The sequence below is a fragment of the Phenylobacterium sp. genome (assembly GCF_035569475.1).
Lineage (GTDB): Bacteria > Pseudomonadota > Alphaproteobacteria > Caulobacterales > Caulobacteraceae > Phenylobacterium.
The window spans coordinates 1-23,601 of sequence record NZ_DATMNA010000115.1; the positions used below are offsets into that span (position 1 = coordinate 1).

The 23,601-nt window shown below is 70.5% G+C and carries 26 protein-coding genes and 1 pseudogene; 12 read left to right on the top strand and 15 right to left on the bottom strand.

Annotation, left to right across the window (positions count from 1 at the left end):
- The 5 genes from VNW53_RS18505 to VNW53_RS18525 form a co-directional block, all read left to right on the top strand.
- Positions 1-530 (top strand): response regulator (locus VNW53_RS18505; protein ID WP_325557424.1); only part of this gene is annotated, 530 nt, incomplete at its 5' end.
- A gap of 168 nt (positions 531-698) precedes the next feature.
- Positions 699-1,070: a hypothetical protein gene (locus tag VNW53_RS18510; protein ID WP_325557426.1), complete on the top strand. Its 372-nt coding sequence runs from the start codon at positions 699-701 to the stop codon at positions 1,068-1,070.
- Positions 1,071-1,268: 198 nt separating this feature from the next.
- Positions 1,269-2,285, top strand: coding sequence for a D-cysteine desulfhydrase (locus tag VNW53_RS18515; RefSeq protein WP_325557428.1), 1,017 nt, complete (start codon positions 1,269-1,271; stop codon positions 2,283-2,285).
- A complete protein-coding gene (locus tag VNW53_RS18520) occupies positions 2,286-2,990 on the top strand; it encodes an aspartate/glutamate racemase family protein (RefSeq protein WP_325557430.1) in 705 nt (234 codons plus the stop codon).
- A gap of 98 nt (positions 2,991-3,088) precedes the next feature.
- A complete protein-coding gene (locus VNW53_RS18525) occupies positions 3,089-3,877 on the top strand; it encodes a hypothetical protein (protein ID WP_325557431.1) in 789 nt (262 codons plus the stop codon).
- A 13-nt stretch (positions 3,878-3,890) separates the two neighbouring features.
- Here VNW53_RS18525 and VNW53_RS18530 read toward each other — a convergent pair whose 3' ends face one another.
- Complete coding sequence (locus VNW53_RS18530) at positions 3,891-4,535, bottom strand: DUF1109 domain-containing protein (RefSeq protein WP_325557433.1); 645 nt, start codon at positions 4,533-4,535, stop codon at positions 3,891-3,893.
- Positions 4,525-5,073, bottom strand: a complete 549-nt coding sequence (locus VNW53_RS18535) for a sigma-70 family RNA polymerase sigma factor (protein WP_325557434.1) — start codon at positions 5,071-5,073, stop codon at positions 4,525-4,527. The genes VNW53_RS18530 and VNW53_RS18535 overlap by 11 nt, the downstream gene beginning before the upstream one ends.
- 111 nt (positions 5,074-5,184) lie before the next feature.
- On the opposite strand from VNW53_RS18535, the gene VNW53_RS18540 reads away from it, so the two are divergent.
- Both VNW53_RS18540 and VNW53_RS18545 read left to right on the top strand, forming a co-directional pair.
- Positions 5,185-5,877, top strand: a complete 693-nt coding sequence (locus VNW53_RS18540; protein WP_325557435.1) for a DUF1223 domain-containing protein — start codon at positions 5,185-5,187, stop codon at positions 5,875-5,877.
- Positions 5,878-5,970: 93 nt separating this feature from the next.
- On the top strand, positions 5,971-6,249 hold the full coding sequence (locus VNW53_RS18545) for a pentapeptide MXKDX repeat protein (protein WP_325557436.1): 279 nt from the start codon (positions 5,971-5,973) through the stop codon (positions 6,247-6,249).
- Between the two features lie 70 nt (positions 6,250-6,319).
- On the opposite strand, the gene VNW53_RS18550 is transcribed toward VNW53_RS18545, so the two are convergent.
- The gene (locus VNW53_RS18550) at positions 6,320-6,802 is read right to left on the bottom strand and encodes a peroxiredoxin (RefSeq protein WP_325557437.1); all 483 of its coding nucleotides are present in this window, start codon (positions 6,800-6,802) and stop codon (positions 6,320-6,322) included.
- 218 nt (positions 6,803-7,020) lie between these two features.
- Here VNW53_RS18550 and VNW53_RS18555 point away from each other — a divergent pair, with 218 nt between their 5' ends.
- Positions 7,021-7,584: a YqgE/AlgH family protein gene (locus tag VNW53_RS18555; RefSeq protein ID WP_325557438.1), complete on the top strand. Its 564-nt coding sequence runs from the start codon at positions 7,021-7,023 to the stop codon at positions 7,582-7,584.
- Between the two features lie 10 nt (positions 7,585-7,594).
- On the opposite strand, the gene VNW53_RS18560 is transcribed toward VNW53_RS18555, so the two are convergent.
- From VNW53_RS18560 to coxB, 12 genes are all read right to left on the bottom strand, one after another.
- Entirely contained in the window at positions 7,595-9,262 is a 1,668-nt protein-coding gene (locus VNW53_RS18560) for a bifunctional diguanylate cyclase/phosphodiesterase (protein ID WP_325557460.1), read from the bottom strand.
- A 118-nt stretch (positions 9,263-9,380) separates the two neighbouring features.
- Positions 9,381-9,992, bottom strand: a complete 612-nt coding sequence (locus tag VNW53_RS18565) for a GNAT family protein (protein ID WP_325557439.1) — start codon at positions 9,990-9,992, stop codon at positions 9,381-9,383.
- Between the two features lie 77 nt (positions 9,993-10,069).
- Positions 10,070-11,350, bottom strand: coding sequence for a pitrilysin family protein (locus VNW53_RS18570; protein ID WP_325557461.1), 1,281 nt, complete (start codon positions 11,348-11,350; stop codon positions 10,070-10,072).
- A gap of 4 nt (positions 11,351-11,354) precedes the next feature.
- A complete protein-coding gene (gene thrC, locus VNW53_RS18575) occupies positions 11,355-12,746 on the bottom strand; it encodes a threonine synthase (RefSeq protein ID WP_325557440.1) in 1,392 nt (463 codons plus the stop codon).
- Positions 12,746-13,507, bottom strand: a complete 762-nt coding sequence (locus VNW53_RS18580; protein ID WP_325557442.1) for an SURF1 family protein — start codon at positions 13,505-13,507, stop codon at positions 12,746-12,748. Before VNW53_RS18580 ends, thrC begins: the two co-directional genes overlap by 1 nt.
- Positions 13,500-13,856 carry a DUF983 domain-containing protein gene (locus VNW53_RS18585; protein WP_325557444.1) on the bottom strand — a complete coding sequence of 119 codons (357 nt, stop codon included), beginning with the start codon at positions 13,854-13,856 and terminating at the stop codon, positions 13,500-13,502. The genes VNW53_RS18580 and VNW53_RS18585 overlap by 8 nt, the downstream gene beginning before the upstream one ends.
- 5 nt (positions 13,857-13,861) lie before the next feature.
- Complete coding sequence (locus tag VNW53_RS18590) at positions 13,862-14,731, bottom strand: cytochrome c oxidase subunit 3 (protein WP_325557446.1); 870 nt, start codon at positions 14,729-14,731, stop codon at positions 13,862-13,864.
- A 125-nt stretch (positions 14,732-14,856) separates the two neighbouring features.
- Positions 14,857-15,450 carry a cytochrome c oxidase assembly protein gene (locus tag VNW53_RS18595; protein WP_325557448.1) on the bottom strand — a complete coding sequence of 198 codons (594 nt, stop codon included), beginning with the start codon at positions 15,448-15,450 and terminating at the stop codon, positions 14,857-14,859.
- Positions 15,428-15,580, bottom strand: a complete 153-nt coding sequence (locus VNW53_RS18600; protein ID WP_325557449.1) for a hypothetical protein — start codon at positions 15,578-15,580, stop codon at positions 15,428-15,430. Before VNW53_RS18600 ends, VNW53_RS18595 begins: the two co-directional genes overlap by 23 nt.
- Positions 15,577-16,551, bottom strand: a complete 975-nt coding sequence (gene cyoE / locus VNW53_RS18605) for a heme o synthase (protein ID WP_325557451.1) — start codon at positions 16,549-16,551, stop codon at positions 15,577-15,579. The genes VNW53_RS18600 and cyoE overlap by 4 nt, the downstream gene beginning before the upstream one ends.
- Before the next feature lie 79 nt (positions 16,552-16,630).
- Positions 16,631-18,295, bottom strand: coding sequence for a cytochrome c oxidase subunit I (ctaD, locus tag VNW53_RS18610; RefSeq protein WP_325557452.1), 1,665 nt, complete (start codon positions 18,293-18,295; stop codon positions 16,631-16,633).
- 18 nt (positions 18,296-18,313) lie between these two features.
- Positions 18,314-19,306 (bottom strand): cytochrome c oxidase subunit II, encoded by a 993-nt coding sequence (gene coxB, locus VNW53_RS18615; RefSeq protein ID WP_325557454.1) that lies wholly within the window; start codon positions 19,304-19,306, stop codon positions 18,314-18,316.
- A gap of 244 nt (positions 19,307-19,550) precedes the next feature.
- Between coxB and VNW53_RS18620 the strand changes: the two genes are divergently transcribed.
- The 4 genes and pseudogenes from VNW53_RS18620 to VNW53_RS18635 all read left to right on the top strand — a co-directional run.
- A complete protein-coding gene (locus VNW53_RS18620) occupies positions 19,551-19,943 on the top strand; it encodes a DUF3140 domain-containing protein (protein WP_325557456.1) in 393 nt (130 codons plus the stop codon).
- Between the two features lie 71 nt (positions 19,944-20,014).
- Positions 20,015-20,959, top strand: coding sequence for a hypothetical protein (locus VNW53_RS18625; RefSeq protein WP_325557458.1), 945 nt, complete (start codon positions 20,015-20,017; stop codon positions 20,957-20,959).
- Between the two features lie 248 nt (positions 20,960-21,207).
- Entirely contained in the window at positions 21,208-22,638 is a 1,431-nt protein-coding gene (gene tldD, locus VNW53_RS18630) for a metalloprotease TldD (protein ID WP_325557459.1), read from the top strand.
- A 133-nt stretch (positions 22,639-22,771) separates the two neighbouring features.
- A pseudogene (locus VNW53_RS18635) lies at positions 22,772-23,601 on the top strand (TonB-dependent receptor); the annotation flags it as partial.

Sequence of the window (23,601 nt, forward strand, 5' to 3'; positions counted from 1 at the left end):
AACAGTCCGGCGGCCGCCTGGTGCTGAAAAGCCAGCCGGGCGAGGGGACGCGGATCGAACTGTGGCTGCCGCGGGCGGAATCGGCCGGCGTCGAGCGGGCGGCGACGCGCCCACCCCAATCCCCGGCGACAGGGAACGTGCTGACGGTGCTGGCGGTGGACGACGACGAACTGGTGCTCACCAACACCGCCGCCATGCTGGAGGACCTGGGCCACCGGGTCCTGGCCGCGACCTCGGCCGCCGACGCCATGGTCCTGCTGGCCCGCAGCACGCCGGACGTGGTGATCACCGACTTCGCCATGCCGCAGGTCACCGGCCTGCAGCTCGCCGAGGAGATCCGCGCGCGCCATCCGGGGATGCCGGTGGTGCTGGCCACCGGCTACGCCGAGCTGCCGCCGGGCGTCGGCGAAGACCTGATGCGGCTTTCCAAGCCCTACGGCCAGGCAGAGTTGGCGGAGATGCTCCAGCAGGCCTGCCCGCCACGCCCCCGGCGCGGCGAGCCGTCGCCCACGGTCAGCGCGACCGGCTGAAGCGCGCCGGAGCGCGTCAGGGCGAAATGGAGGCCGGTTCGCCTACGCGCCGTGCTCCGATCTCTTGAAGATGGGCCCTGCTTGCCCGGTTCAGGTGATTCCACCTGACCCGGGAAGGGTCTAGGCTCGCCCGGGACGGGGCCAACCGAGATTTCAGGAGTATCGACCATGAAGCGTCTTGTTATGGCGGGCTTGGCGGCGGCCGTGGCGTTCGGGACGGCGGCCTGCGCCTTCCAGGCGTCGGCGGCGGAGGACAGTTGCCTGCGGCCCGAGTGGTTGCGCAACCACACGGTCGGCGACGATCACACCCTCTACTTCGACTACAACGGCACGGCGGTCTATCGCCTGACCATGAGCGACAACTGCCTCGCGGCCGCGACCTCATCCGATCCGATCGTGCTGAAAAGCCTCGGCATGGGCCTGATCTGCAAGCCGATCGACTGGGACGTCAGCGTCCGCGGCGCCCACTGCATCGTCTCCAGCGTCACCAAGCTGAAGCCCGCCGAGGTGGCCGCCCTGCCCAAGGGCAAGCGGCCTTAGTTTTCCCTCCCCCTCATGGGGAGGGCCGAGCCGGCGCAGCCGGCCGGGGTGGGGCGGTCGCGCTCACGCGCTGACTCAGCACGCCGGCCCACGCTTCCCCACCAGTCTCGCCGGCGCTCGCCACCCTCCCCAGAAAGGGGAGGGAAATCGCTGCGGGGGGCTGTCCCTTGGGTCAAGTTCGATGTAAGCGCGGGCCCCATGCATCTGTCCCGCTTCAATCCCGTCCGCTTCGCCCATCTTCCCACGCCGCTGGAGCCGCTTCCCAGGCTCACCCAGGCGCTCTCCGGATCGCCCGGCGGCGGGCCGGACCTGTGGATCAAGCGCGACGATTGCACGGGCCTCGCCGGCGGCGGCAACAAGACCCGCAAGCTGGAATACCTGCTGGGCGACGCGCTCGCCAACGACGCGACCACCCTGGTGACGCAGGGCGCGGTGCAGTCGAACCACGTGCGCCAGACCGTCGCGGCGGCCTGCCGCTTCGGCCTGGACTGCGAGGTCATCCTGGAGGAGCGGACCGGCTCCAACGCCATCGACTACACCCAGTCCGGCAACGTCCTGCTGGACGAGCTGATGGGCGCCAAGATCCGCCGCGTGCCGGGCGGCGCGGACATGAACGCCGAGCTGGCCAAGGTGGCGGCCGAGGTCGCCGAACGCGGCGGGCGGCCCTACGTCATCCCGGGCGGCGGCTCGAACATCATCGGCGCGCTGGGCTATGTGGAGTGCGCGCTGGAGCTGGTGAACCAGGCCAATGAGATGGGCCTGGAGATCGACCGCATCGTCACCGCCACCGGCAGCGCCGGCACCCACGCGGGCCTGGTGGCCGGCATCGCGGTGATGGGCGCCGACATCCCGATCCTGGGCATCGGCGTGCGCGCCGCGAAGGAGGCCCAGGAAGCCAATGTCTTCAAGCTGGCCGTCGAGACCGCCGACCTGCTCGGCCACAAGGAGCGGGTCACCCGCGACATGGTGGTCGCCGACTGCGACTACGTGGGCGCGGGCTACGGCCTGGTCGACCAGGAGGTGATCGAGGCCCTGAAGCTGGCGGCCCGCACCGACGCCATCCTGCTGGACCCGGTCTACACCGGCAAGGCGATGAAGGGCCTGATCGCGCTCTCCCAGGCCGGCAAGTTCGACGGCGAGACGGTGGTGTTCCTGCACACCGGCGGCGCTCAGGGGCTGTTCGGCTACCAGTCGGTGCTCGACGGGCACCTGTAGATGAGCGACTCCCTCGTGCTCGGCGTGCTGGGCGGCATGGGCCCGGCGGCGACGGTGGACTTCCTGGCCAAGCTGCAGGCCTTCACGCCGGCGCAGAGCGACCAGGACCACATCCGCGTGCTGGTCGACATCAACCCCAAGGTGCCGGACCGCAACGCGCCGGGCTCCCTGGCCGGGCCGGTGCTGGCGGAGATGGCGGGCGCGCTGCAGGGCGCGGGCGCCGACGTCCTGGCCATCGCCTGCAACACCGCCCACGCCTACGCCGACCTGATCCAGCGGGCGAGCGGCCTGCCGCTGATCGACATGATCGAGACCGCCGCCACCGCCGCCCGCGACCTGGGCGCGCGCCGGGTGGGCGTGCTGGGCACCAAGGGGGCGCTGCGCCTTTACCGCGAATACCTGGCGGCCCAGGCCATGGGGCTGGTCGCCCTGCCGCCGGCGCGGCAGGATCAGCTGCTGGACACCATCTACAAGATCAAGGCCGGCGACGTGGGCCCCGACGTGCGGGCCGAGATGGCCGCCTACGCCGCCGACCTGATCGCCGACGGGGCCGAGGTGGTGATCGCCGGCTGCACCGAGGCGCCGCTGGCGCTGGGGCCGCAGGACGTCAAGGCGCCGTTCATCGACGCGGGCGAACTGCTGGCCCGGCGCTGCGTGGCGGTGTGCCTGGGGCACGAGCCGGTCCCGACCCTGCCGGTCGGCTGAAACCCGGCGGCCGGTCGGCGTCGCGCCTGAAACAGTCTTGGCGCCTTGATGCCGAAGTTCTGTCGTAGGGTCTCTGCGGATTCGACTGGGGGAAACCTATGCGGCGGCGGCTTGGCGCACTGACCATCACCCTGGGCCTGGCGGCCCTCGCCGGCGGCATGGCGGCCCAGCGCAGCGCCGCCCAGGGCCAGGCCCATATGGTCGGCGGCTTCACCCAACTGTTCGTCAGCCCCTGCGGCGAGCCCTATCGCGGCAAGGCCGGCGAGCCCTATCCGGTGGCCCTGTGGTTCAAGCAGGCCGACCTGAACCACGACGGGGTGATCACCCGCGAGGAGTTCCGCGCCGACCACAAGGGCTTCTTCGAGGCGCTGGACTATGACGACGCCGGCGTCCTCGACGGGCCGAAGATCGCCTTCTACGAGACCAAGGTGCTGCCGGACCTGTTCGGCATGGGCCGGGTGTCGCAGTTGGCGCGGCCGCTCGCGCGGATGGCCGGCGTGGCGCTGGCGGGCGATGTCCCGGGGCGCGACGGGGCGCGGCTGATCCGCGTGCAGGCGGGCTCCATCGCCGGCATGCTCGGCGGGCCCGCCAACGAGAACGGCCAGGGTGTGCAAGGCGCCCAGGGCCCGATGGCCGGGCTGAACGCCCAGCGCCGGGCGCCGCGCGAACTGATCGGGGCGGCCGCCTATGGCCTGCTGGCCGAGGCCGAGCCGATCCGCGCCGCCGACACCAACCTGGACGGCCTGGTCACCAAGGCCGAGTTCCTGGCCGCCGCCGATCGCAGGTTCAACCAGCTCGACAAGCGCCACGACGGAAAGCTGACCCTCGACGAGCTGCCCCAGACGGCCGCCCAGATCGAACTGGCGAAGCAGGAGCGGCGCAGATAGGCCCGGCGGGCCGCTACCGCCAGCGCAGCAGCCGCGAGCCGGCCGCGGCGCCCAGGGCCGCCATCAGGATCATGCCCAGCGTGTACCAGATGGCCAGGAACGGGGCCGAGGTCTCGTTGCAGGCGACGGCGTAGACCGCCGCGCCCAGCGCCCCCGCGCAGCCGCCGGCGACCAGACCCGCCGCCCGCAGGCGCGTGGGCGCCAAGCCCCGCACCGCCCAGACCGCCCCGGCCAGCAGCGGCAGGCCGATGGCCGCGATCCGCCAGGGGCAGATCATCGAGGTGTGGCCCATCAGCATGGCGTGGTGGGCCTGCGGCGGCGCCTGGACGAAGCGCATCGCCGCCATGGCTGCGACCACAATGAACGGGATCGCCGCGACGGCCACCAGCGCGCCGGCCCGCGCCGCGGGCTTGGCCAGGCGGGCGAGCAGCACCGCCAGGATCAGGCCGGTGACCGCCGCATAGCCGAACTTCATCCAGAACATCGGCGTGGCGATGGCCTGGGCGAGGTCGTGCCGCGGGCCGAGCCAGGCCAGCATCACCGCGGTCGAGCCGAGGGCGCCCAGGCCCAGGCCCAGAGCCACCCGGCGGGCCACGGCGCCGGGCGCGACCCTGCGCAGGTCGGCGGACAGGCTGGCGATCAGCTCGTCAGTCTTCATCGAGGCTATCGCCTCCATATTTGCCGCCCAGGGCCTTCAGGCCCCGGTGGATGGCGACCTTCACCGCCGATTCCGTCATGCCGTGGCGTTCGGCCGCCTCGCGGGTGGAAAGCCCCTCGATCTTGGTCTCGCGGATGAGGCTGCGGGTGCGGGGCGGCAGGTCGGCCATGACCCGGTCGAGGTCGCGGGCGGCCATGGCGGCGTCGGCCCCGGCGGGGACAAACAGGGCCTCGGCCTCCTCGGCGGGCGCGCGCAGGTGGGCCCGGCCGCGGCGCAGCGCATCGATCAGCTTGTAGCGCGCGATGGCATAGGCCCAGGCGGTGAAGGGCTGGCCGGCGTCGTAGGTGGCCCGGCGGGTATGCACGGCGATCAGGGTTTCCTGCACCAGGTCCTCGGCGTCCACGCCCGGCGGGCAGCGGCGGCCGTAGTAGGCGCGCAGGAGCCCGCTCAGTTCATCCAGCAGCCGGCGATAGGGTCCGGCCTCCCCGGCGAGGCCGGCGAGCATCAGGCCTTTCAGTCTGGGTTCGATCTCGTCCAACGCCGCCTTCGGATGAGTTCGCGCTGCCTGGCGAAAGGTTACATGCTGCGGCCTTGGTAACCGAACGGCATTGCGTTGCGAACCAGGGATCGAGCTTTACCGGAGACGACCATGAAACGCCTGATCGCCAGCCTGCTGACCGCCGCGGCCCTGGCCGCACCCGCCGTCGCCGGCGCGCAGCCCGCCGCGCCCGTGCAGGTGGTCGAACTCTACACCAGCCAGGGCTGCTCCTCCTGCCCGCCGGCCAATGCGGCGCTGGCGGCCATCTCAGCCCGGCCGGAGATCCTGGCGCTCTCCTTCGGGGTGACCTACTGGGACGACCTCGGCTGGAAGGACACCTTCGCCCAGAAGCGGTTCACCGACCGGCAGTGGGACTACGCGCGCGGCCTGCGCCACACCCAGGTCGCCACGCCGCAGGTGGTGGTGAACGGCCGGCTCGACACCGTCGGCGGCAGCGTCGGCGAGATCGATGCGGCGTTGAAACGCGCGATCCTGCCGGCCGGCGGCCCGACCGTGACCCTGGGCGGCGGCGGCGCCGCCGTCGCCGGGCCCGCGCCGGCGCGGCCGGCGGAGGTCTGGCTGGTGCGTTATGACCCCAACGTCGTGCAGGTGCCCATCAAGCGCGGCGAGAACACCGGCAAGACCCTGCCGCACAAGAACGTGGTGCGCGAACTGACCCGGCTGGGCGACTGGAACGGCGGCGCCAGGCGTTTCCCGGTCCCCGCCGGGCCGATGGGGCTGAACACCGCCATCCTGCTCCAGGCCGGGCCCGGCGGCCCGATCCTGGCCGCCGCCAAGGGCTGACCCACCCCTCATCGCTGAACGCCCCAATTCTCCGCATCCCCGCGGAGGAGACCCTGCCGGCTTGCCCGGCTCCAACCCCAAGGAAGACCTGAAATGACCCTCCGCAACACCCTCGTCGCGCTGGCGGCCGCCACCCTGGCCACCGCCGTCGCCAGCGCCGCCGGCGCCGCCGGCGCCCAGGACAAGCCCGCCACCGGCGCGATGTCGACCGGCGCCATGGCGACCTCGTCGATGAAGACCGACGGCATGAAGACCGACGGCATGAAGAAGCCGATGAAAAAGAAGGTCATGAAGAAGGACGCGATGACCAAGACCGGCGCCATGGCCACCGGCTCGATGTCGACCGGCGCGATGACTACGCCGAAGCAGTAGGACTCCCCAAGGGGTCGTCATGGCCGGGCTTTGTCCCGGCCATGACGATCGGATCCTTGCGTCGCCGCGCCTAGAGCTGCGCCAGCAGGTAGTCGGCCGCCGAGACCTTGAACTCGCCGCCTTCCTCGACGTTCAGCTCCTTCACCACCCCGTCGTCGACGATCATGGAGTAGCGCTGCGAGCGCTTGCCCATGCCGAAGCGCGAGGCGTCGAAGGCCAGGCCCACCGCATCGGTGAAGGCCGCGCCGCCGTCGGCCAGCATGACGATGTCCTCGCCCACCGCCTGGTCCTCGGCCCAGGCGCGCATCACGAAGGCGTCGTTGACCGACAGGCAGGCGATCACGTCGACGCCCTTGGCCTTGATCTGGGCGCCCAGTTGCTTGAAGCCCGGCAGGTGCTTGGCCGAGCAGGTGGGGGTGAAGGCGCCCGGCAGCGCGAACAGCGCCACCTTCTTGCCGGCGAAGAATTCGTCCGTGGTGACAGGCTTGGGACCTTCGGCGGTCGCCTCCGTCAGGGTCACGCTGGGCAGCTTGTCGCCGACTTTGATGGTCATGGTCCGTCCTCCTGAAATTACCGCTAGACCCTGTCCCGGCCAGTCAGCCGGGATCAAACAGGATCGTCGCCCATATCTGGAGCCCTTCTCATCCCATCAGGTTGATTCAACCTGAGTGGGAAGGGCTCTAGCCCAGATAGCGTCATCTCCGCGCAGGGCAAGCGCGGGCTGGCGATGAGGCCTTGAATGCGTCCCATCCGAGGTCAAATGTCGAGGTCATGGAAGACGGCTTCTTCTCGGGCCAGTTGCTGATCGCCATGCCGGGGATCTCCGATCCGCGGTTTGAGCGCGCCCTGATCCTGGTCTGCGCCCATGACGAGGAACACGCCATGGGCCTGGCGGTGAACAACCCCGTCGAGGGCCTGACCGTCCCGGATCTCCTGGACAGGCTCGACATCAAGGCGACCATCGAGCTGCCGCCGGACCTGGTGCTGATGGGCGGGCCGGTGGAGCGCGAGCGCGGCTTCGTGCTGCATTCCACCGACTACGCCGGCGAGGCGAGCCTGGACGTCGGTCCCGGCGTGGCGCTGACCGCCACGCGCGAGGTGCTGGAGGCCATGGCCACCCACAATGGCGCGCCGTCGAAGAGCCTCCTGGCCCTGGGCTACGCCGGCTGGGGCGCCGGCCAACTGGAAGATGAGATCAAGGCCAACGTCTGGCTGACCTGCGAGGCCGACGAGGAGCTGATCTTCGGCCGCGACTACCCGCGCAAATGGACCCGCGCCCTGGGCAAGCTGGGCGTCGACCCGGAACGGCTGAGCTCGGTGGCCGGGCGGGCGTAGGGGCGCTGAACTACTCCCTGGACCCCTTGGCCTTCACCGGGGCGGCGCCGTCGACGTAGCTTTCGTTGAGGTAGACCTCGGCCTCCTGGGCCGAGAGCGCCGGGGCGTAGCCGAAGCCCTGGCCGTAGTCGCAGCCCAGCGCCAGGAGCTGGCGGGCCATGCCGGCGTTCTCGACGCCTTCGGCGACGACCTCCAGATTGAGGTCCTGGCCCAGCTTGACCACCGAGGAGACGATCTTCAGCGACCCCTCGTTGGTCGCCATGGTGCGCACGAAGTAGCGGTCGATCTTCAGCGTGTCGAAGGGCAGGCGCGTCAGGTAGCTGAGCGAGGAGAAGCCGGTGCCGAAATCGTCGAGCGCCAGGGCCGCGCCGGCGGCGCGCAGCTCGCCCAGGATCACCGCGGCGCGCTCGGGGTCGCGCATGACGTCGCCCTCGGTGACCTCCAGCTTCAAAGCGCCGGGCGGCAGGCCGGTCTCGCGGCGGATGGCGGCCACATCGGAGACCAGGTCGGGGCGGTCGATCTCGTGGGTCGACAGGTTGACGGCGACGGTCAGTTCGCCGGCCGCCTTGTGCTTCTGCCGCCAGGCGGCGAGCTGCTGGGCCGCCTCGCGCATCATCATCGCGCCCAGCTCTTCCATCAGCCCCATCTCTTCGCAGAGCGGCAGGAAGGTGTCGGGCATCAAGAGGCCCCGGCGCGGGTGGCGCCAACGGACCAGGGCCTCGAAGCCGGAGAGCGCCCCGGTCGAGAGCCGCACGATCGGCTGGTAGAAGGGCGTCAGCTCGCCGCGGCCCAGCGCGCCCTTGAGGTCGCCCTCCAGGGCCAGGCGCGACAGGCCGTCGCTCTCCATGCCTCGCCCATAGGCGGCCGCCCCGCCGCGGCCGTTGGTCTTGGCGGCTTCCACGGCCAGCTCCGCGCGGCGCAGCAGCTCGGCGGCCTCCGGGGCGTCGGGCCCGCCGCGGGCGTCCACCGCGCCGATCGACAGGGTCGGATGGATGTCGAAGCCGGCGACGCGCAGAGGCTGTTCCAGGGCGCGGCGCAGGACCTCGGCGCCCGGCGAGGCGCCGGCCGGGGCCATGGCGGCGAACTCGTCCTCGCCGATGCGGGCCAGGACGGCCTCGGCGGGGAAGGCCGCGGCCAGGCGCGACCCCAGGGCCGCCAGCACCAGGTCGGCGCGCTCGTGGCCGAGCGCCTCGTTCAGGCGGCGCAGGCGGTCGAGGTCGGCGACGATGACTTCGTAGTGGCCGGGGATCGCCAATTGCTCGCGGGCGCGGATGATGAAACTGCGGCGATCCAGGAGGCCGGTCAGCATGTCCTGGTCGGAGGCGGCGAAGCGGGTTTCCGGCGCCACGACGCCGGCGGCGCGCACGCCCTCCTCCAGCCAGACGCCGCGCCAGATGGAAATGCCCGCGCCGCGCATGCGCAGGCGCACGGCGACTTCGGTCCCCGGCTCCTGAACGCGCAGGATGTCCTCGGCGTAGGCGCGGTCCTGCGGCAGGGTCAGCGCGCGAAGGGCGGCGGAGGAGCAGTCGGGGGCCAGCGGGCCCAGCCCAAGCGCGCGGGTCGAGCCGGTCAGCCGCATGCGGTCGCGCTCGGGCTCCCACACCCACAGCGCGACGTCGGCCGCGCCCAACGCTTCCAGCGTCGAGGTGGCGTCCCACATCCAACGGTCGCTCGGCATCGCCAAGGAAGAAACGCCCCGCCAACTTGAGGCCGCCGAGTGGCGGGCCCGAACCCAAAGTCTAGAGCCTTATGGTTTCCGAAAGGCTCTCAAGACCGCCCGTTTCGGGCGGCCGGGGTCAGACCGAAACGCCCTCGTCCGGACCGTCTGGCCGCTTGAAGGGCGAGATCAAGCCGAACAGGACATGATCACGCCAGACGCCGTTAATTTTAAGATAAGCCCTGGCGAACCCCTCCTCGTCGAAACCGGCCCGCACCAGCAGGCGCCGCGAGGCGTCGTTCTCGGGGATGCAGGCGGCCTCCAGGCGATGCAGGCCCAGGGTGCGGAAGGCGAAGTCGCTGATCGCGCGGACGGCCGCCAGCGTGTGGCCGTGCCGTGCGAAAGGCTTGCCGCACCAGTAGCCCACCGAGCCCATCTGGGCGACGCCGCGGCGCACATTGGAGAGGGTGATGCCGCCGGTCAGCGCCCCGTCCTCGTGCCGGAACACGAAGAACGGATAGGCGGCGCCGGCGTCGCGGTCCCGGGCGTAGGCGATCAGCCGGCGGCGGTAGGCGCCGCGGCCCAGGTCGTCGGCCGGCCAGGTGGGCTCCCAGGGCTGCAGGAACGCACGGCTGACGGCGCGCAGCTCGCGCCACTCGGCGTAGTCGCCGGCGCGCGGCGGCCGCAGGCTGATCCCCTCGCCATCGACGCGAAGTCCGCTCTCCGGCACGATCCAGTCCAGCAAGGCCATGGGCGGTGAAGGTCGCGCGATTGCGCGTCCGCGGCAAGTCGGGAGCGCCTCTCCGAAGGGCGCCTGACGGAAGGGCCCTAGCCGAACAGCGCGGCCTCGAACGCCGGGGCGGCCTTCAGCGAGGCCCTGGGGCCCAGGACGGCGACGGCGGCTTTCTTCGGGGCGAGGATGCGTTCGGTGAGCCTGACCAGGTCGGCGGGCGTCACGGCGTCCACCTGGGCGGCGACCTCGGCAGGGTCGAGGGTGCGGCCGAACAGCAGCACTTGGCCGGCGGCCTGCTCGGCGCGGGCCAGCGCGCCCTCGCGGCTCATGAACATGGCGCCCTTGAGCTGGGCCTTGGCGCGGGCCAGTTCCGCCTCGGGGACGGGCTTCAGCATGCCGGCGATCTCGCCGGCCGCCACCCGGGCGAGCTCGGCGGCGTCCTTGGCCGCGCAGCCGGCGAAGACGCCCAGCACGCCCACGTCGGAATAGGTCTCCGAATAGGCGTCGATGGCGTAGGCGAGGCCCCGGTTCTCGCGCGCTTCCTGGAACAGACGCGAGGCCATGCCGCCGCCGAGGATCTCGGCCAGCAGGCGCAGGGCGAAATAGGCCTCGTCGGCGACGCCGACCGCGGGCAGCAGCAGGACCAGGTTGGCCTGCTCCAGAGGCTTGGCGACCACGCGCTGGCCGCCGGTGAAGGCCCCGGGCCGATGCGCCGGCGAGGCCCCGGCGGCGTCGGGGGCGTGGCCAAAGTCGCGCTCGGCCAGGCGCAGGAGGTCGTCTTCGTCCACCGCCCCGGCGGCGCTTACCACCAGGGTCCCGGGCGCGTAGAGATAGCCGCGCCAGGCATTCAGGCTTTCCGGCGCCGTGGTCGCGATGGAGTGCGGCGTCCCGAGGATCGGGCGGCCCAGGGGCTGGCCGTCGAAGGCCGCGGTCTGGGCCAGTTCGAAGACCAGGTCGTCGGGGGCGTCGGCGGCCTCGGCGATCTCCTGGGCGACCACCTGCTTCTCGCGGGCGAGGTCGCCGGCGTCCATGGTCGGGCGTTGCACCAGGTCGGCCAGGACCTGCGAGCCGAGATCGAGGCCGCCGGCGAGCGCGCGGACCTGGAAGCTGGTGCGCTCATAGCCGGTGGCGGCGTTGATGTTGCCGCCCTCGGCCTCGATCACCTCGACGATCTCGCGGGCCGAGCGGCCGCCGGCGCCCTTGAAGACCATGTGCTCCAGCAGGTGCGACCAGCCGGAACGGGCTTCGTCCTCGGCCCGCGCGCCGCGGCCGGCCACCACCGACAGGGCCACGGTCTGCAGCCCCGGCATCGAGTCGCAGACGACGCGGACGCCGTTGCCGAGCGTGTGGACCTTGGGTGTCGTGGCGGGCGCGATGGGCTCAGCCCTCCGAGAAGGCGCGGACGTAGGCCTTGATGGTCTCGGCCTCCGCCGGCAGGCGGTCGAAGCGTTCGGGGCGGGCGGCGAGGTCGAAGGCGCCGCGCGGCAGGGTCGGCGTCACGCCGCAGGCCTTGGCCACGGCCTCGGGGAACTTGGCCGGATGGGCGGTGGACATCACCACCACGGGCCCGTTCAGGCCGCCGGTGCGGGCCAGCGCCGAGAGCGCCACGGCGGTGTGCGGATCGACGAGCTGGCCGGTCTCGTTGAGGGTCGAGAGCATGGCGCGGGCGGTGTCGCCCTCGCTGGCGCTGGCGCCGCGGAACAGTTCGCGCATGGCCGCGTAGGCCTTGGGCGGCAGGTCGATGGCCCCCGTGTCGGCGAAGGCGGTGAAGGCGCGCGCGGTGTCGGTCGCCTCGCGGTCCACGCCCTCGAAATAGAGCCGCTCGAAGTTGGACGCCGACTGGATGTCCATGGCCGGCGACATGGTCTGGTGCACCTTGCCGCGGGCGTAGCGGCCGGTCTCGAAGGCCTGGGCCAGGATGTCGTTGCCGTTGGTGGCCACCAGGATCCGCTCCACCGGCAGGCCCATGCGGTGGGCGACGTACCCCGCGAAGGCGTCGCCGAAATTGCCCGAGGGCACGGCGAAGCTGACCTTGCGCTGCGGCGCGCCCAGGGCGGCGGCGGTGGTGAAGTAGTAGACCGCCTGGGCGGCGATGCGGGCGAAGTTGATCGAGTTGACGCCCGAGAGGTCCACAGCCTGGCGCAGGGCCTCGTCCTGGAAGGCGGCCTTCACGATGGCCTGGCAGTCGTCGAAGGAGCCCTTCACCGCCACGCAGGCGACGTTGGGCTCCGTGGCCGTGGTCATGAACCGGCGCTGCACCTCGCTGATGCGGCCCTCGGGGAAAAGCGCCACGACCTTGACGTTCTTGCGCCCGCGGAAGGCCTCGACCGCCGCTCCGCCGGTGTCGCCGGAGGTGGCGCAGAGGATGGTCTGGGTCCGCCCCTGCCCGCCCAGCAGGTGGTCGTAGAGCCGCGCCAGGATCTGCATCGCGACATCTTTGAACGCCAGGCTCGGGCCGTGGAACAGCTCGGCCAGGAAGACGTCGGGCGCGAGTTGCACGAGCGGCGCGACCGCGGCGTGGGTGAAGGTCCCGTAGGCCTCTGCGCACATCTCGCGCAGGTCGGCGGCGGCGATCTCCCCGTCGGCGAAGGCGCCGATCACACGCGCGGCGACCTCGGCGTAGGGCTGGCCGGCGAAGCCCGCGATCTCGGCCGCGCCGATCTGCGGCCAGGCCTGCGGCACATAGAGCCCGCCGTCCGGCGCGAGCCCGCCCAGGACCGCGTCGACGAAGCCCACAGGGGGAGCCTGCCCCCGGGTGGAGACGTAGCGCATCAGCCTCTCATTCGCTTGAAGACCGCCGCGCCATAGACGCCCGCCAGGGCGCCCGCAAGGCCGAACCAGGTGAGCGCGTACTCCAGGTGGCGGTTGGGGATATCCACCGGGAAGGGCGCGGGGATCAGGGCCTTGAAATCGGGGTTGGTCGAGGTCTCGGCCATCAGGAACAGCGGCGCGGTGGGCGCATCGGCGTGCAGGGCCGCGGCCATCCGCCTGGCGTCGTGCAGGTACCACTTGCTCGTCGTGGCCGGCGGGGTGGTGAAGTTGCCGCGCTCGCCGGGACGCAGCACGCCGGTCACCTCGATCGGGTCGCGGCTGGCGGGGTCGGGCGGCGGGCGGGCGGCCACCGTGTCGGGGATGAAGCCGCGGTCCACCAGGATGGAGCGGTAGGCGCCGCTCACCACCGGGCAGGCCGAGATCAGCCGCGCGCCGATCTGGCCCTCGCGCAGGCTGTAGAGCTCCAGCGCCGGCGCGCGCGCCAGGCCCGGGCAGGTGACCTTCACCCGCACGAACTCCTCGTCGCGGCCGAGCGCCAGGCGGTCCAGCACCGGCTCCAGGGGCCTGGGCTGCGCGGCCTCGGCGCGGGCGATGCCGGCCAGCAGGGCCTCTTTCCACTTCAGGCGCTGGAGCTGCCACACGCCCAGGCCGATCAGGATAACGAAGGCGATCGCCGCGGCGACCGTCATGCCGACGGGAAAGCCCTTGGGGTCGGGTCGGGTCGGGCCGGCCTCGACGCGAGGCTCCCAGGAGCTAGTCATGGCGTGCTTGGCTGGCCTTGTTCTTGAACTGCGCCGCCAGCATCAGCCCTTTCATGGGCCGCAGCAGCACGAGCACGATGACCAGGGTCATCGGCAGCCAGATCAGCAGGGTGAGCCAGACCGGCGTGCGGAACGCCACCATGGTGAAGAGCGCGCCGAAGGCCACGATCAGGCCCGCGATCAGGATCACGAAGACCGCCGGCCCGTCGCCCGAGTCCGCCGCGGCGAGGTCGAAACCGCAGGCCTCGCACAGGGGCGAGACTTTCAGGAAGCCCTCGAACAGGTGGCCCTCTCCGCAGTTGGGGCAGCGCCCGGCCGCGCCCGACAGCAGAGGATCAGGCTTCGCCATTCAAGCTAGCCGCCGTGCGCTCCGAAGATCACGTAGATGAAGGCGAACAGGAACAGCCACACCACGTCGACGAAGTGCCAGTACCAGGCGGCCGCTTCGAAGCCGAAGTGCTTCTGGGGCGTGAAGCCGCCGGCCAGCAGGCGCGCCAGGCAGACCGTCAGGAAGATCGTTCCGATCAGCACGTGGAAACCGTGGAAGCCGGTGGCCATGAAGAACGACGAGCCATAGAGCCCGGCGTTCACCGCCTCGGGGTTGAAGAAGTACTTGTGCTCGATGATGTGGCTGTACTCGTAGGCCTGGATCGAGGTGAACAGCACACCCAGGATGATCGTGAGGACGAGGCCGATCTTGGCGCCCTTGCGGTCGCCGGTCTGCAGCGCGTGGTGGGCCCAGGTGACCGTCGTGCCCGAGAGCAGCAGGGTGAGCGTGTTGACCAGCGGAAGCTGGAAGGCCGGGACCGTCTCGACGCCCTTCGGCGGCCAGGTGGCCCAGGCGGTGCGGACGTCGTCGATGGAGGACAGGGCGCGCACGTGATGGAACAGCGCCATCTCGAAGAAGATCCAGAACCAGGCGACGAAGAACATCACTTCGGACGCGATGAACAGGATCATGCCGTAGCGCAGGCCGATGGAGACCACCGGGGTGTGGTCGCCCTCGTTGGCCTCGATGACCACGTCGCGCCACCAGACGATCATCGTGAACAGCACGCCCGCGAGGCCCGCGAAGAACAGCCAGGAGGTATGCGCCGGCAGGCCGAACAGGCCCTTCATCCAGGTCACGCCGCCCAGGGCCATCACCGTCGCCGAGATCGAGCCGACCAGCGGCCACGGGCTCGGGTTGACCAGGTGGTAGTCGTGCTTCACGCCTGCGGCCATCGGTGGTCCTAGTCCCTCACAAATCCCGCGGTCCGACGCACGAAGACTCAGGCCCGCGCGCATAGACCGGTTCGCGTGACGCTATAGCCCTGCCGCGCGGGTCCCGCCAAGGGGAAAGGCGGGCTTCAGTCCGCCGCCTGGGCCTTCGGCGCCTTCACGTCGGTGGCGGGGAAGAAGGTGTAGGAGAGCGTGATGGTCTTGCCCTTCCGGGTCTCGAAGTCCGTCGCGTATTTCGGGTCGACGAAATAGAGCACCGGCATCTCCACCGTGGCCCCGGCCGCCACCGTCTGGTCGGAGAAGCAGAAGCAGGAGAGCTTGCGGAAATAGACGCCGGCCTGGTCGGGGGCGACGTTGAACACCGCGCGTGCGGTGACCGGATGGTCGGCGTGGTTGGTGACCTTGAAGATCGCCACCTTGGTCTCGCCGATCTTGACCGTCTGCGAGCTCTGTTCCGACGAGAAGTCCCAGGGCAGGCCGCGCACGTTGGTGTCGAAGTGGATCTCCAGGGTCTGGTCCAGCACCGCGCCGGGCGCCGCCTCGGCCTTGCGGATGGTGCCGCCGTAGCCGGTGGCCTGGCAGAAGGCGCGGTAGAAGGGGATCGCCGCATAGGCCGCCCCCACCATGGCCACGAACACCACGCCGCAGATCAGCGCGACGCGGCCGTTGCGGCCGATCCGGCGCCGGGCCGGCGGAGTCCTAGAGGGGTCGGTTTGCGACATTGCCGCCCAACTTCACGATGGTGACGACGAAGACCAGGATCACGAAGATCACCAGGCCGAGCGCGAGCGCGATGTTGCGGCCGCGCCGCGCGCGGGCCTCGACGTCCGTCTCGCGGGCGGGATCGCTCATGACAGCAGGTCCAGGGGCGTGACCCTCATCAGATGCTCGCCCAGCAGGGTGGCGAACAGCAGGGTCAGGTAGAGGATCGAGAAGGCGAACAGGTTGCGCGCGTCCTTGGCGCCGGCCCTCACGTCGTAGAGACCGTCATCCTTGCGCTGCGCCTGGGCGTCGCCGGCGCGGCTGCGGAACAGCCGGACCGCCAGCAGCAGGAAGACCAGGCCGCCTAGACCCGCCACCGCCAGGTAGATCGGCCCGCCCAGGCCGGTCAGCACCGGCGTCAGGCACAGCGGGGTGAAGAGCAGGCTGTAGATGAGGATCTGCTTGCGGGTGGACGACGCGCCGGCCACCAGCGGCATCATCGGCACGCCGGCCTTCTTGTAGTCCTCGCTGGTGTAGAGGCTGAGCGCCCAGAAATGCGGCGGCGTCCACATGAAGATGATGCCGCAGAGCAGCCAGGCGTTGAGCGGAACCGTGCCCGTCGCCGCGGCCCAGCCGATCACCGGCGGCAAGGCGCCCGCGAGGCCGCCGATGACGATATTCTGCGCCGTCCAGCGCTTCAGCCAGACGGTGTAGACCACGGCGTAGAAGAAGATGGTGAAGGCCAGCAGGCCCGCCGCCAGCCAGTTCAGCGCCATGCCCATCAGCATGACCGAGAACATCGACAGCACCACGCCCAGCGCCAGGGCGTCGGCGCCCTGCACCCGCCCGGCGGGCACCGGCCGACCGCGGGTGCGGCGCATCTTGCCGTCGATGTCGGCGTCGTACCACATGTTGAGCGCGCCCGAGGCGCCCGCGCCCACCGCGATGCAGAGGATGGCCACGCCCGCCAGGAACGGGTGCACCGGCGTTCCCGCGCAGACCAGGCCGGTCAGCCCCGTGAACACCACCAGCGACATCACGCGCGGCTTCAGAAGCTGCAGGAAATCCTGCCAGCGGGCGGGCGCACGGGTGGGGGCGGAAACGGCCTGGATCATGGCCATGGAAGTCTACTCTCAAAATGGCCGGGGGGCGCGAACCCTAGGATCCGCGCCCCCCGACGTCTTGTCGCGGTTTGCCGCCTTAGTGGCTGTCGGCCGTGACCACCGGCAGTTCGTTGAACTGGTGGAACGGCGGCGGCGAGGGCAGCGTCCATTCCAGGGTGGTGGCGCCTTCGCCCCAGGGGTTGGCCTCGGCCTTGCGGCGGAAGACCATGGCGTCGATCAGGACGACCAGGAAGACGCCCACGCCCACCAGGGTGATCGCGTAGCCGATCGAGGACACCTTGTTCCAGAAGGCGAAGCCCTCCGGATAGTCCACGTAGCGGCGCGGCATGCCCTGCAGGCCCAGGAAGTGCTGCGGGAAGAAGATCACGTTCACGCCGATGAAGGTGATCCAGAAGTGCAGGGCGCCCAGCCACTCGCGGTACTTCACGCCCCACATCTTCTCGAACCAGTAGTAGAAGCCCGCGAAGATCGCGAACACCGCGCCCAGGCTCAGCACGTAGTGGAAGTGGGCCACCACGTAGTAGGTGTCCTGGAATTGGTAGTCGACGCCGGCGTTGGCCAGGACGACGCCGGTGACGCCGCCCAGGGTGAAGAGGAAGATGAAGCCGATCGCCCACAGCATGGGCGTCTTGAAGTCGATCGACCCGCCCCACATCGTGGCGATCCAGCTAAACACCTTCACGCCCGTCGGCACGGCGATGACCATGGTGGCGGCCACGAAATAGGCCGTCAGGTTCACGTTCATGCCCGTGGTGAACATGTGGTGCGCCCACACCAGGAAGCCGATGAAGCCGATGGCGACCATGGCGTAGGCCATGGCGAGGTAGCCGAAGACCGGCTTCTTCGAGAAGGTCGAGACGATGTGGCTGATCATGCCGAAGCCCGGCAGGATCAGGATGTAGACCTCGGGGTGGCCGAAGAACCAGAACAGGTGCTGGTACATGACCGGGTCGCCGCCGCCGGCCGCGTCGAAGAAGTGGGTGTGGAAGTTGCGGTCGGTGAGCAGCATGGTGATCGCGCCCGCCAGCACCGGCAGCGACAGCAGCAGCAGGAACACCGTCACCAGGATCGACCACACGAACAGCGGCATGCGGTGCAGCGTCATGCCCGGCGCGCGCATGTTGAAGATGGTGGTGATGAAGTTGATGGCGCCCAGGATCGACGAGGCGCCGGCCAGGTGGATCGACAGGATCGCGCAGTCCATCGCGGGGCCTGTGTGACCCGAGGTCGATAGCGGCGCGTACATGGTCCAGCCGCCGCCGAAGCCCCGTCCGGGTCCGCCGTCGACGAACATCGAGGTCACCAGCATGATGAAGGAGGCGATCAGCAGCCAGAACGAGATGTTGTTCATCCGCGGGAAGGCCATGTCCGGCGCGCCGATCATCAGCGGCACGAACCAGTTGCCGAACCCGCCGATCATCGCGGGCATGACCATGAAGAAGATCATGATCAGGGCGTGGGCCGTGACCACCACGTTGTAGCCGTGCTTGGAGCCCTCGATCAGCCCGAGCTGGGCGATCCACGAGTGCGGCTGGAAGATCTGGATCCCGGGTTCGTAGAGCTCCCAGCGGATCAGGCCGGACAGGGCGCCGCCCACCAGGCCCGCGAAGATCGCGAACAGGATGTAGAGGGTGCCGATGTCCTTGTGGTTGGTGGAGAACAGCCAGCGGGTGATGAACCCCGGCTTGTGGTCGTGGCTGTCGTGACTGTCGTGGCTGTGGTCGTGCGCGGCGGAGGCCATCTTACGCGGGTCCTCGGATCAATTCTTGGCCGCGGCCGGAGCCGCAGGCTTGGCGGTGGGCGCGGCGGCGGCAGGCGCCGGCGCGGCGGGCGCCGCTGCAGCCGGGGCCGTCGCCGAAGCGGGCGTGGCGGAGGCGCCGGCGGACGGTGCGGCAGGCGCAGCGGCGGCGGGCGCAGGCGGCGGGGCGGACCCGATCGGCACGCCCTTCTTGGACAGCACCCAGGCGTCGAAATCGGCCTGGCTGACCACCTTCACCTCGATGGGCATGAAGGCGTGGTCGACGCCGCAGAGCTCGCGGCAGGAGCCGTAATAGGTGCCGATCCGGTCGACCTTGAACCAGGTGGAGTTCACCCGGCCGGGCACGGCGTCCATGATCACCCCGAAGGCGGGGACGGCGAAGGCGTGGATCACGTCGGCGCCGGTGGTCAGCACCTGAACCGTCTGGTTGACCGGCACCACCAGGGGCTCGGTCGCCGCCAGGCGATAGGGCTTGCCGGCCGCCTTGGCCTTGTCTTCCGGCAGGACGTTGGAGACGAACTCGGAGATCTTCTGGTCGGGGTATTCGTAGCCCCAGTACCACTGATAGCCCGTGGCCTTCACGGTCATATAGGGCTTGGGCATGTCGTGGTATTCGAACAGCAGCTTGAATGAGAAGACCGCGATGACCACCAGGATCAGGACGGGCACCAGGGTCCAGATCACCTCCAGCGGGGTGTTGTGGCTCCACTTGGCCGGCACCGGATTGGCCCGCTTGTTGTAGCGGATGATGATCCACAGCAGCAGCCCCAGCACGAACAGCGTGATGACCGTGATGATCGGGAACAGGATCATGTTGTGGAAGAAGATGGCGTCATGCTTCAGGGGCGTGACCCCCGGCTGCATCATCACCGACCCGTTGGTGGGCTGGCCGATCAGATCGTCCGCCAGCGCCTGAGCGCCCCAGAACGCCGTCACTGCGCCTGTCGCGATCCCTGCCGCCAGCGCCCGCATTCCCTGAAACCTAGACTGCATGTCCCCTCGGTCTGACTTGTCGGTCACATGGCGCGAATCTGACGATCCAGCCGACTGTACAGAACGGCGCGCGCGAACGCTCGCGCGCCGCCTTGGCCCTTCATCGCGGGTGCATACGCGCATCGCTTGGGCTTGCCAAGGCGCGAGCGCATGCCCATCGGCCGGCCATCCGTGAGCCGGCCGCGCGAACGGCCGGGCCGCCCGCTTTTCAGCCGTTTCGCCGACTCGTGTTCGAAGGACGCCCATGCCGCTGAAGCCCCCGATCCCTCTGCGCCCGGACGAAGAGGACCATATCCGCAAGGCGTTCGATTCGCTGGTGAACCTGAGCCCCGCGGAATTGAGGGCGTGGCTGATGACGCCGCAGAGCCAAAGGGTCGGGACGGTCCGGCGCGGCGAGCGGGAATCGGTCGGCCGCCAGTCGGCCGGGAAGATCCTGGCGATCAAGGCCAAGGCGCCGGCCGACCTCACCGATGACGACTATCGCCACATGAAGAAGGTGATCGGCTATTGCCGCCGCCACCTGGCGCAGCGGCCTCTTGCGCTGCGGCAAGGGGGCGACGTCACCCACTCCCGCTGGCGCTGGAGCCTGATGAACTGGGGCCACGACCCCCTGCGCGGGCCGCACGGCGAGGCGTGAGCGGCGCGAAAAATGCGGTGGGCGAACGGCGTGCGCCGAGGCATGCTGCGCCGAGAGGCCAAGAGGCGGGGATGGGTTCGAGGGCGCAGGCGCGAAGATTTGCGACGGCGGCGCTCGCGCTGGGCGCCGTGCTTCTGGCCGGCGCCGCCGCGGCGCGGCCGCGTCCCGCCGCCGGGGCCAGCCTCGAGGGTCTCTGGACCAACGTCTCGGCCACGCCCCTCGAGCGTCCCGCGAGCCTGACCGGCCCGACGGCCACCGCCCCCGAGGCGGCCGCCTATCTCAAGGTCTACGCCGCCGACAACGCAGCCGACGACGCCAGCGGCGTGGGCGGCGGCGATTCGGAATGGTGGGAGCGCGGAACGGAGCTGCTGCGGATCGACGGCCGGTTCCGAACCTCGATGATCGTCGATCCGGCGGACGGCAGGCTGCCCTGGTCGAAGGCGGGGCGGGCGACCGCGGCGCGGATCATGACCTCCGACTACGACAACCCCGAACGGCGCCCGCCCGGCGAGCAATGCCTGATGGGCGGGTCGGGCTCGGCCAGCGTGCCGATGCTGCCGCACCGTTCCAGCAGCCTCTACATGTTCGTCCAGACCCCCGACCACGTGGCGATCTGGATGGAGTCCGGCCACGACCCCCGGATCATCCGCCTGAAGACCGGCCCGCGGCTGCCGGCGAACATGCATCCCTGGGCCGGCGATTCGATCGGCCGCTGGGAGGGCCGGACCCTGGTGGTGGAGACCACCAACCTCAATCCCGGCGAAGGCTGGAAATTCCCGCTCGGGGTCTACATTTCGCCCGACGCTAAGGTGACCGAGCGGTTCACCCGCCTGTCGAAGGGCGAGATCCTCTACGGCTTTACGGTGGACGATCCGCAGATCTACGCCCGGCCGTGGCGCGGCGAGCTGATCCTGCGCGCCGCGAAGGGCCCGATCTTCGAATACGCCTGCCACGAGGGGAACTACTCCCTCCCCGGCATCCTGGCCGGCGCGCGCCGCGACGAGGCGGTCAAATAGGCGCGGCTCATCCCGGGAAATCGGTCGAAATCCTTACCCGGCGCTAACCGCGCCGGGCGAACCTGGGCCTCGGCCGCGACGTTGCACACGCGCCGATGTACCGAGTAACACCGAGTGCCCCCGGCGCGCCCACCCCCCTCTCGCGCCGGGGGCATGCCGGAGCCGGACCCGCCCCGCGCCCGGCAGCCGGGAGACCGCGGCGCCGAAGCCCACGTGACGCGGGCGGGCGGGCTCCCTATCTTCCTGGCATGAACGCCCATTCCCCTGCTCCTTCGATCCTCGATTCCGCCGGCGTCGATCCCAAGCGCGCCGAAGCCATTCTGGGTGAGGCCCTGGCCGGCGCCGACGACGGCGAGCTGTTCGTCGAGCGCTCCGAGAGCGAAAGCTTCCTGTTCGACGACGGACGGCTGAAATCCGCGGCCTATGACGCCGCCGAGGGCTTCGGCCTGCGGGTGGTGGCCGGCGAGACGGCGGGCTACGCCCACGCCAGCGAGATTTCCGAAGCCGCCATCGGCCGCGCCGCCGACAGCGCCCGGCTGGCCAAGCGCGGCTATGCCGGCGTCGCCGCCGAGGCCCCGCGCGCCACCAACGCCAAGCTCTACGGCGAGGACGACCCGCTGGCCTCTCCCGACTTCTCGGACAAGGTCGCCCTCCTCCAGGAGATCGACGCCTGGGCCCGGGCCCGCGACCCGCGGGTGGTGCAGGTGATGGCCTCGCTGGCCGGCGAACGGCGCACGGTGGAGATCCTGCGCGCCGACGGGCGGCTGATCCGCGACGTGCGGCCCCTGGCGCGGATCAATGTGCAGCTCACCGTCGAGCGCGACGGCAAGCGCGAGAGCGGCTATTCCGGCGCCGGCGGCCGCGCCGGCTTCGAGGCCTGGATCACGCCCGAGCGCTGGCAGGAGCAGGTCGACGAGGCGCTGCGCCAGGCCCTGGTCAACCTCGACGCCATCCCCTGCCCCGCCGGCGAGATGGACGTGGTGCTGGGCCCCGGCTGGAACGGGGTGCTGCTGCACGAGGCCGTCGGCCATGGCCTGGAGGGCGACTTCAACCGCAAGGGCACCTCGGCCTTCTCCGGCCGGCTCGGCGAGCGGGTGGCCGCGCCCGGGGTCACGGTCTTCGACGACGGGGCGATCCAGGGCCGCCGCGGCTCACTGACCGTCGACGATGAGGGCACGCCGACCGGCCGCACCATCCTGATCGAGGACGGCATCCTGGTGGGCTACATGCACGACCGGATGAGCGCGCGGCTGATGGGCCTGGAGGCCACCGGCAACGGCCGCCGGCAATCCTACGCCCACATGCCCATGCCGCGGATGACCAACACCGGCATGATGAGCGGCGACACCCCGCGCGAGGAGATGATCGCCTCCACCAAGCGCGGGCTCTACTGCGCCAACTTCGGCGGCGGCCAGGTGGACATCACCAACGGCAAGTTCGTCTTCCAGTGCACCGAGGCCTACCTGATCGAGAACGGCAAGGTCACGACGCCGGTGAAAGGCGCGACCCTGATCGGCGACGGGCCGTCCGCCCTGACCCGGGTGACGATGATCGGCGACGACTTCTGCTTCGACAACGGCGTGGGCGTCTGCGGCAAGTCCGGCCAGAGCGTGCCGGTGGGCGTGGGCCAGCCGTCGCTGAAGATCACCGGCCTGACGGTCGGCGGCACCAGCGTCTAGCGCTCTTTCCCTTCCCGCTCCGCGGGAAGGGAAAGGCATTCCTGTCCGCGAATTAATCCACCTTACCGCCATTTAATTGGCGCGGCGGCGCGGGCGCAGGTCAGTTCCCCTCGTTTTTGGGGAGCCTGTTCCGATGTTGCTTTTCGTCCTCGCCCAGGCCGCGGCGGCTGTCGCCCCGGCCTCGACGCCAGCGCCGCCTCCCGTGGCGGCGACCGTCGCCCAGCCGGCGATCGTCAGCTACGCCCCGGACTTCTTCACCAAGATCAGCCCGAACACGGCGCTCGACATGGTCAACGCCCTGCCCGGATTCGCGCTGGACACCGGCGCCGGGGTGCGCGGCTACGAGGGCGCGGCGGGCAATGTGCTGATCGACGGCCAGCGCCCGGCGACCAAGAGCGAGGGCGTCGATTCGGTGCTGCAGCGGATGCTGGCGACGCACGTGGCGCGCATCGACGTGATCCGCGGCGGGGCGCCCGGCATCGACATGCAGGGCAAGACCGTGATCGCCAACGTGATCACCAAGCAGGAGAACGGCGCCCGCGGCATCTTCCACTACGCCGACCAGCACTCCTCGGACGGCCGCCGCTGGGGCACGCTGCGCGTCGAGGGCTCCGGCAAGGTCGGGGCGCGCACCTGGGAAGGCGGCCTCACGGTCTCCGGCTTCACCGACGACGGCTACGGCGACGGAACGCTCACAGACACCAACGGCGACGGAACGCTGCGCCGGTCGGCGCACATCCACAGCCAGGGCTGGGGCACCCAGTCGACCTTGACCGGCGCCACCGAGGCGCCGCTGGCCGGCGGCAGCCTGCGGGTCAACGCCCGGGTCAGCGATCAGGTCTACGACTCCGCCGAGCTGGACAGCTTCCGCTTTCCCGACACCCACACCCAGCACGACCACCAGGACGACAACTACCTGCAGAGCGAAGCCGGCGCGCGCTACAGCCGCGCCTTCGGCGGCCG

Excerpts from the sequence above, each read along its gene's own strand:
- VNW53_RS18510 (WP_325557426.1), top strand. The coding sequence starts at position 699 with ATGAAGCGTCTTGTTATGGCGGGCTTGGCGGCGGCCGTGGCGTTCGGG.
- VNW53_RS18515 (WP_325557428.1), top strand. The coding sequence starts at position 1,269 with ATGCATCTGTCCCGCTTCAATCCCGTCCGCTTCGCCCATCTTCCCACG.
- VNW53_RS18520 (WP_325557430.1), top strand. The coding sequence starts at position 2,286 with ATGAGCGACTCCCTCGTGCTCGGCGTGCTGGGCGGCATGGGCCCGGCG.
- VNW53_RS18525 (WP_325557431.1), top strand. The coding sequence starts at position 3,089 with ATGCGGCGGCGGCTTGGCGCACTGACCATCACCCTGGGCCTGGCGGCC.
- VNW53_RS18530 (WP_325557433.1), bottom strand. The coding sequence starts at position 4,535 with ATGAAGACTGACGAGCTGATCGCCAGCCTGTCCGCCGACCTGCGCAGG.
- VNW53_RS18540 (WP_325557435.1), top strand. The coding sequence starts at position 5,185 with ATGAAACGCCTGATCGCCAGCCTGCTGACCGCCGCGGCCCTGGCCGCA.
- VNW53_RS18545 (WP_325557436.1), top strand. The coding sequence starts at position 5,971 with ATGACCCTCCGCAACACCCTCGTCGCGCTGGCGGCCGCCACCCTGGCC.
- VNW53_RS18550 (WP_325557437.1), bottom strand. The coding sequence starts at position 6,802 with ATGACCATCAAAGTCGGCGACAAGCTGCCCAGCGTGACCCTGACGGAG.
- VNW53_RS18555 (WP_325557438.1), top strand. The coding sequence starts at position 7,021 with ATGGAAGACGGCTTCTTCTCGGGCCAGTTGCTGATCGCCATGCCGGGG.
- VNW53_RS18560 (WP_325557460.1), bottom strand. The coding sequence starts at position 9,262 with ATGCCGAGCGACCGTTGGATGTGGGACGCCACCTCGACGCTGGAAGCG.
- VNW53_RS18565 (WP_325557439.1), bottom strand. The coding sequence starts at position 9,992 with ATGGCCTTGCTGGACTGGATCGTGCCGGAGAGCGGACTTCGCGTCGAT.
- thrC (WP_325557440.1), bottom strand. The coding sequence starts at position 12,746 with ATGCGCTACGTCTCCACCCGGGGGCAGGCTCCCCCTGTGGGCTTCGTC.
- VNW53_RS18580 (WP_325557442.1), bottom strand. The coding sequence starts at position 13,507 with ATGACTAGCTCCTGGGAGCCTCGCGTCGAGGCCGGCCCGACCCGACCC.
- VNW53_RS18585 (WP_325557444.1), bottom strand. The coding sequence starts at position 13,856 with ATGGCGAAGCCTGATCCTCTGCTGTCGGGCGCGGCCGGGCGCTGCCCC.
- VNW53_RS18590 (WP_325557446.1), bottom strand. The coding sequence starts at position 14,731 with ATGGCCGCAGGCGTGAAGCACGACTACCACCTGGTCAACCCGAGCCCG.
- VNW53_RS18595 (WP_325557448.1), bottom strand. The coding sequence starts at position 15,450 with ATGTCGCAAACCGACCCCTCTAGGACTCCGCCGGCCCGGCGCCGGATC.
- VNW53_RS18600 (WP_325557449.1), bottom strand. The coding sequence starts at position 15,580 with ATGAGCGATCCCGCCCGCGAGACGGACGTCGAGGCCCGCGCGCGGCGC.
- cyoE (WP_325557451.1), bottom strand. The coding sequence starts at position 16,551 with ATGGCCATGATCCAGGCCGTTTCCGCCCCCACCCGTGCGCCCGCCCGC.
- ctaD (WP_325557452.1), bottom strand. The coding sequence starts at position 18,295 with ATGGCCTCCGCCGCGCACGACCACAGCCACGACAGTCACGACAGCCAC.
- coxB (WP_325557454.1), bottom strand. The coding sequence starts at position 19,306 with ATGCAGTCTAGGTTTCAGGGAATGCGGGCGCTGGCGGCAGGGATCGCG.
- VNW53_RS18620 (WP_325557456.1), top strand. The coding sequence starts at position 19,551 with ATGCCGCTGAAGCCCCCGATCCCTCTGCGCCCGGACGAAGAGGACCAT.
- VNW53_RS18625 (WP_325557458.1), top strand. The coding sequence starts at position 20,015 with ATGGGTTCGAGGGCGCAGGCGCGAAGATTTGCGACGGCGGCGCTCGCG.
- tldD (WP_325557459.1), top strand. The coding sequence starts at position 21,208 with ATGAACGCCCATTCCCCTGCTCCTTCGATCCTCGATTCCGCCGGCGTC.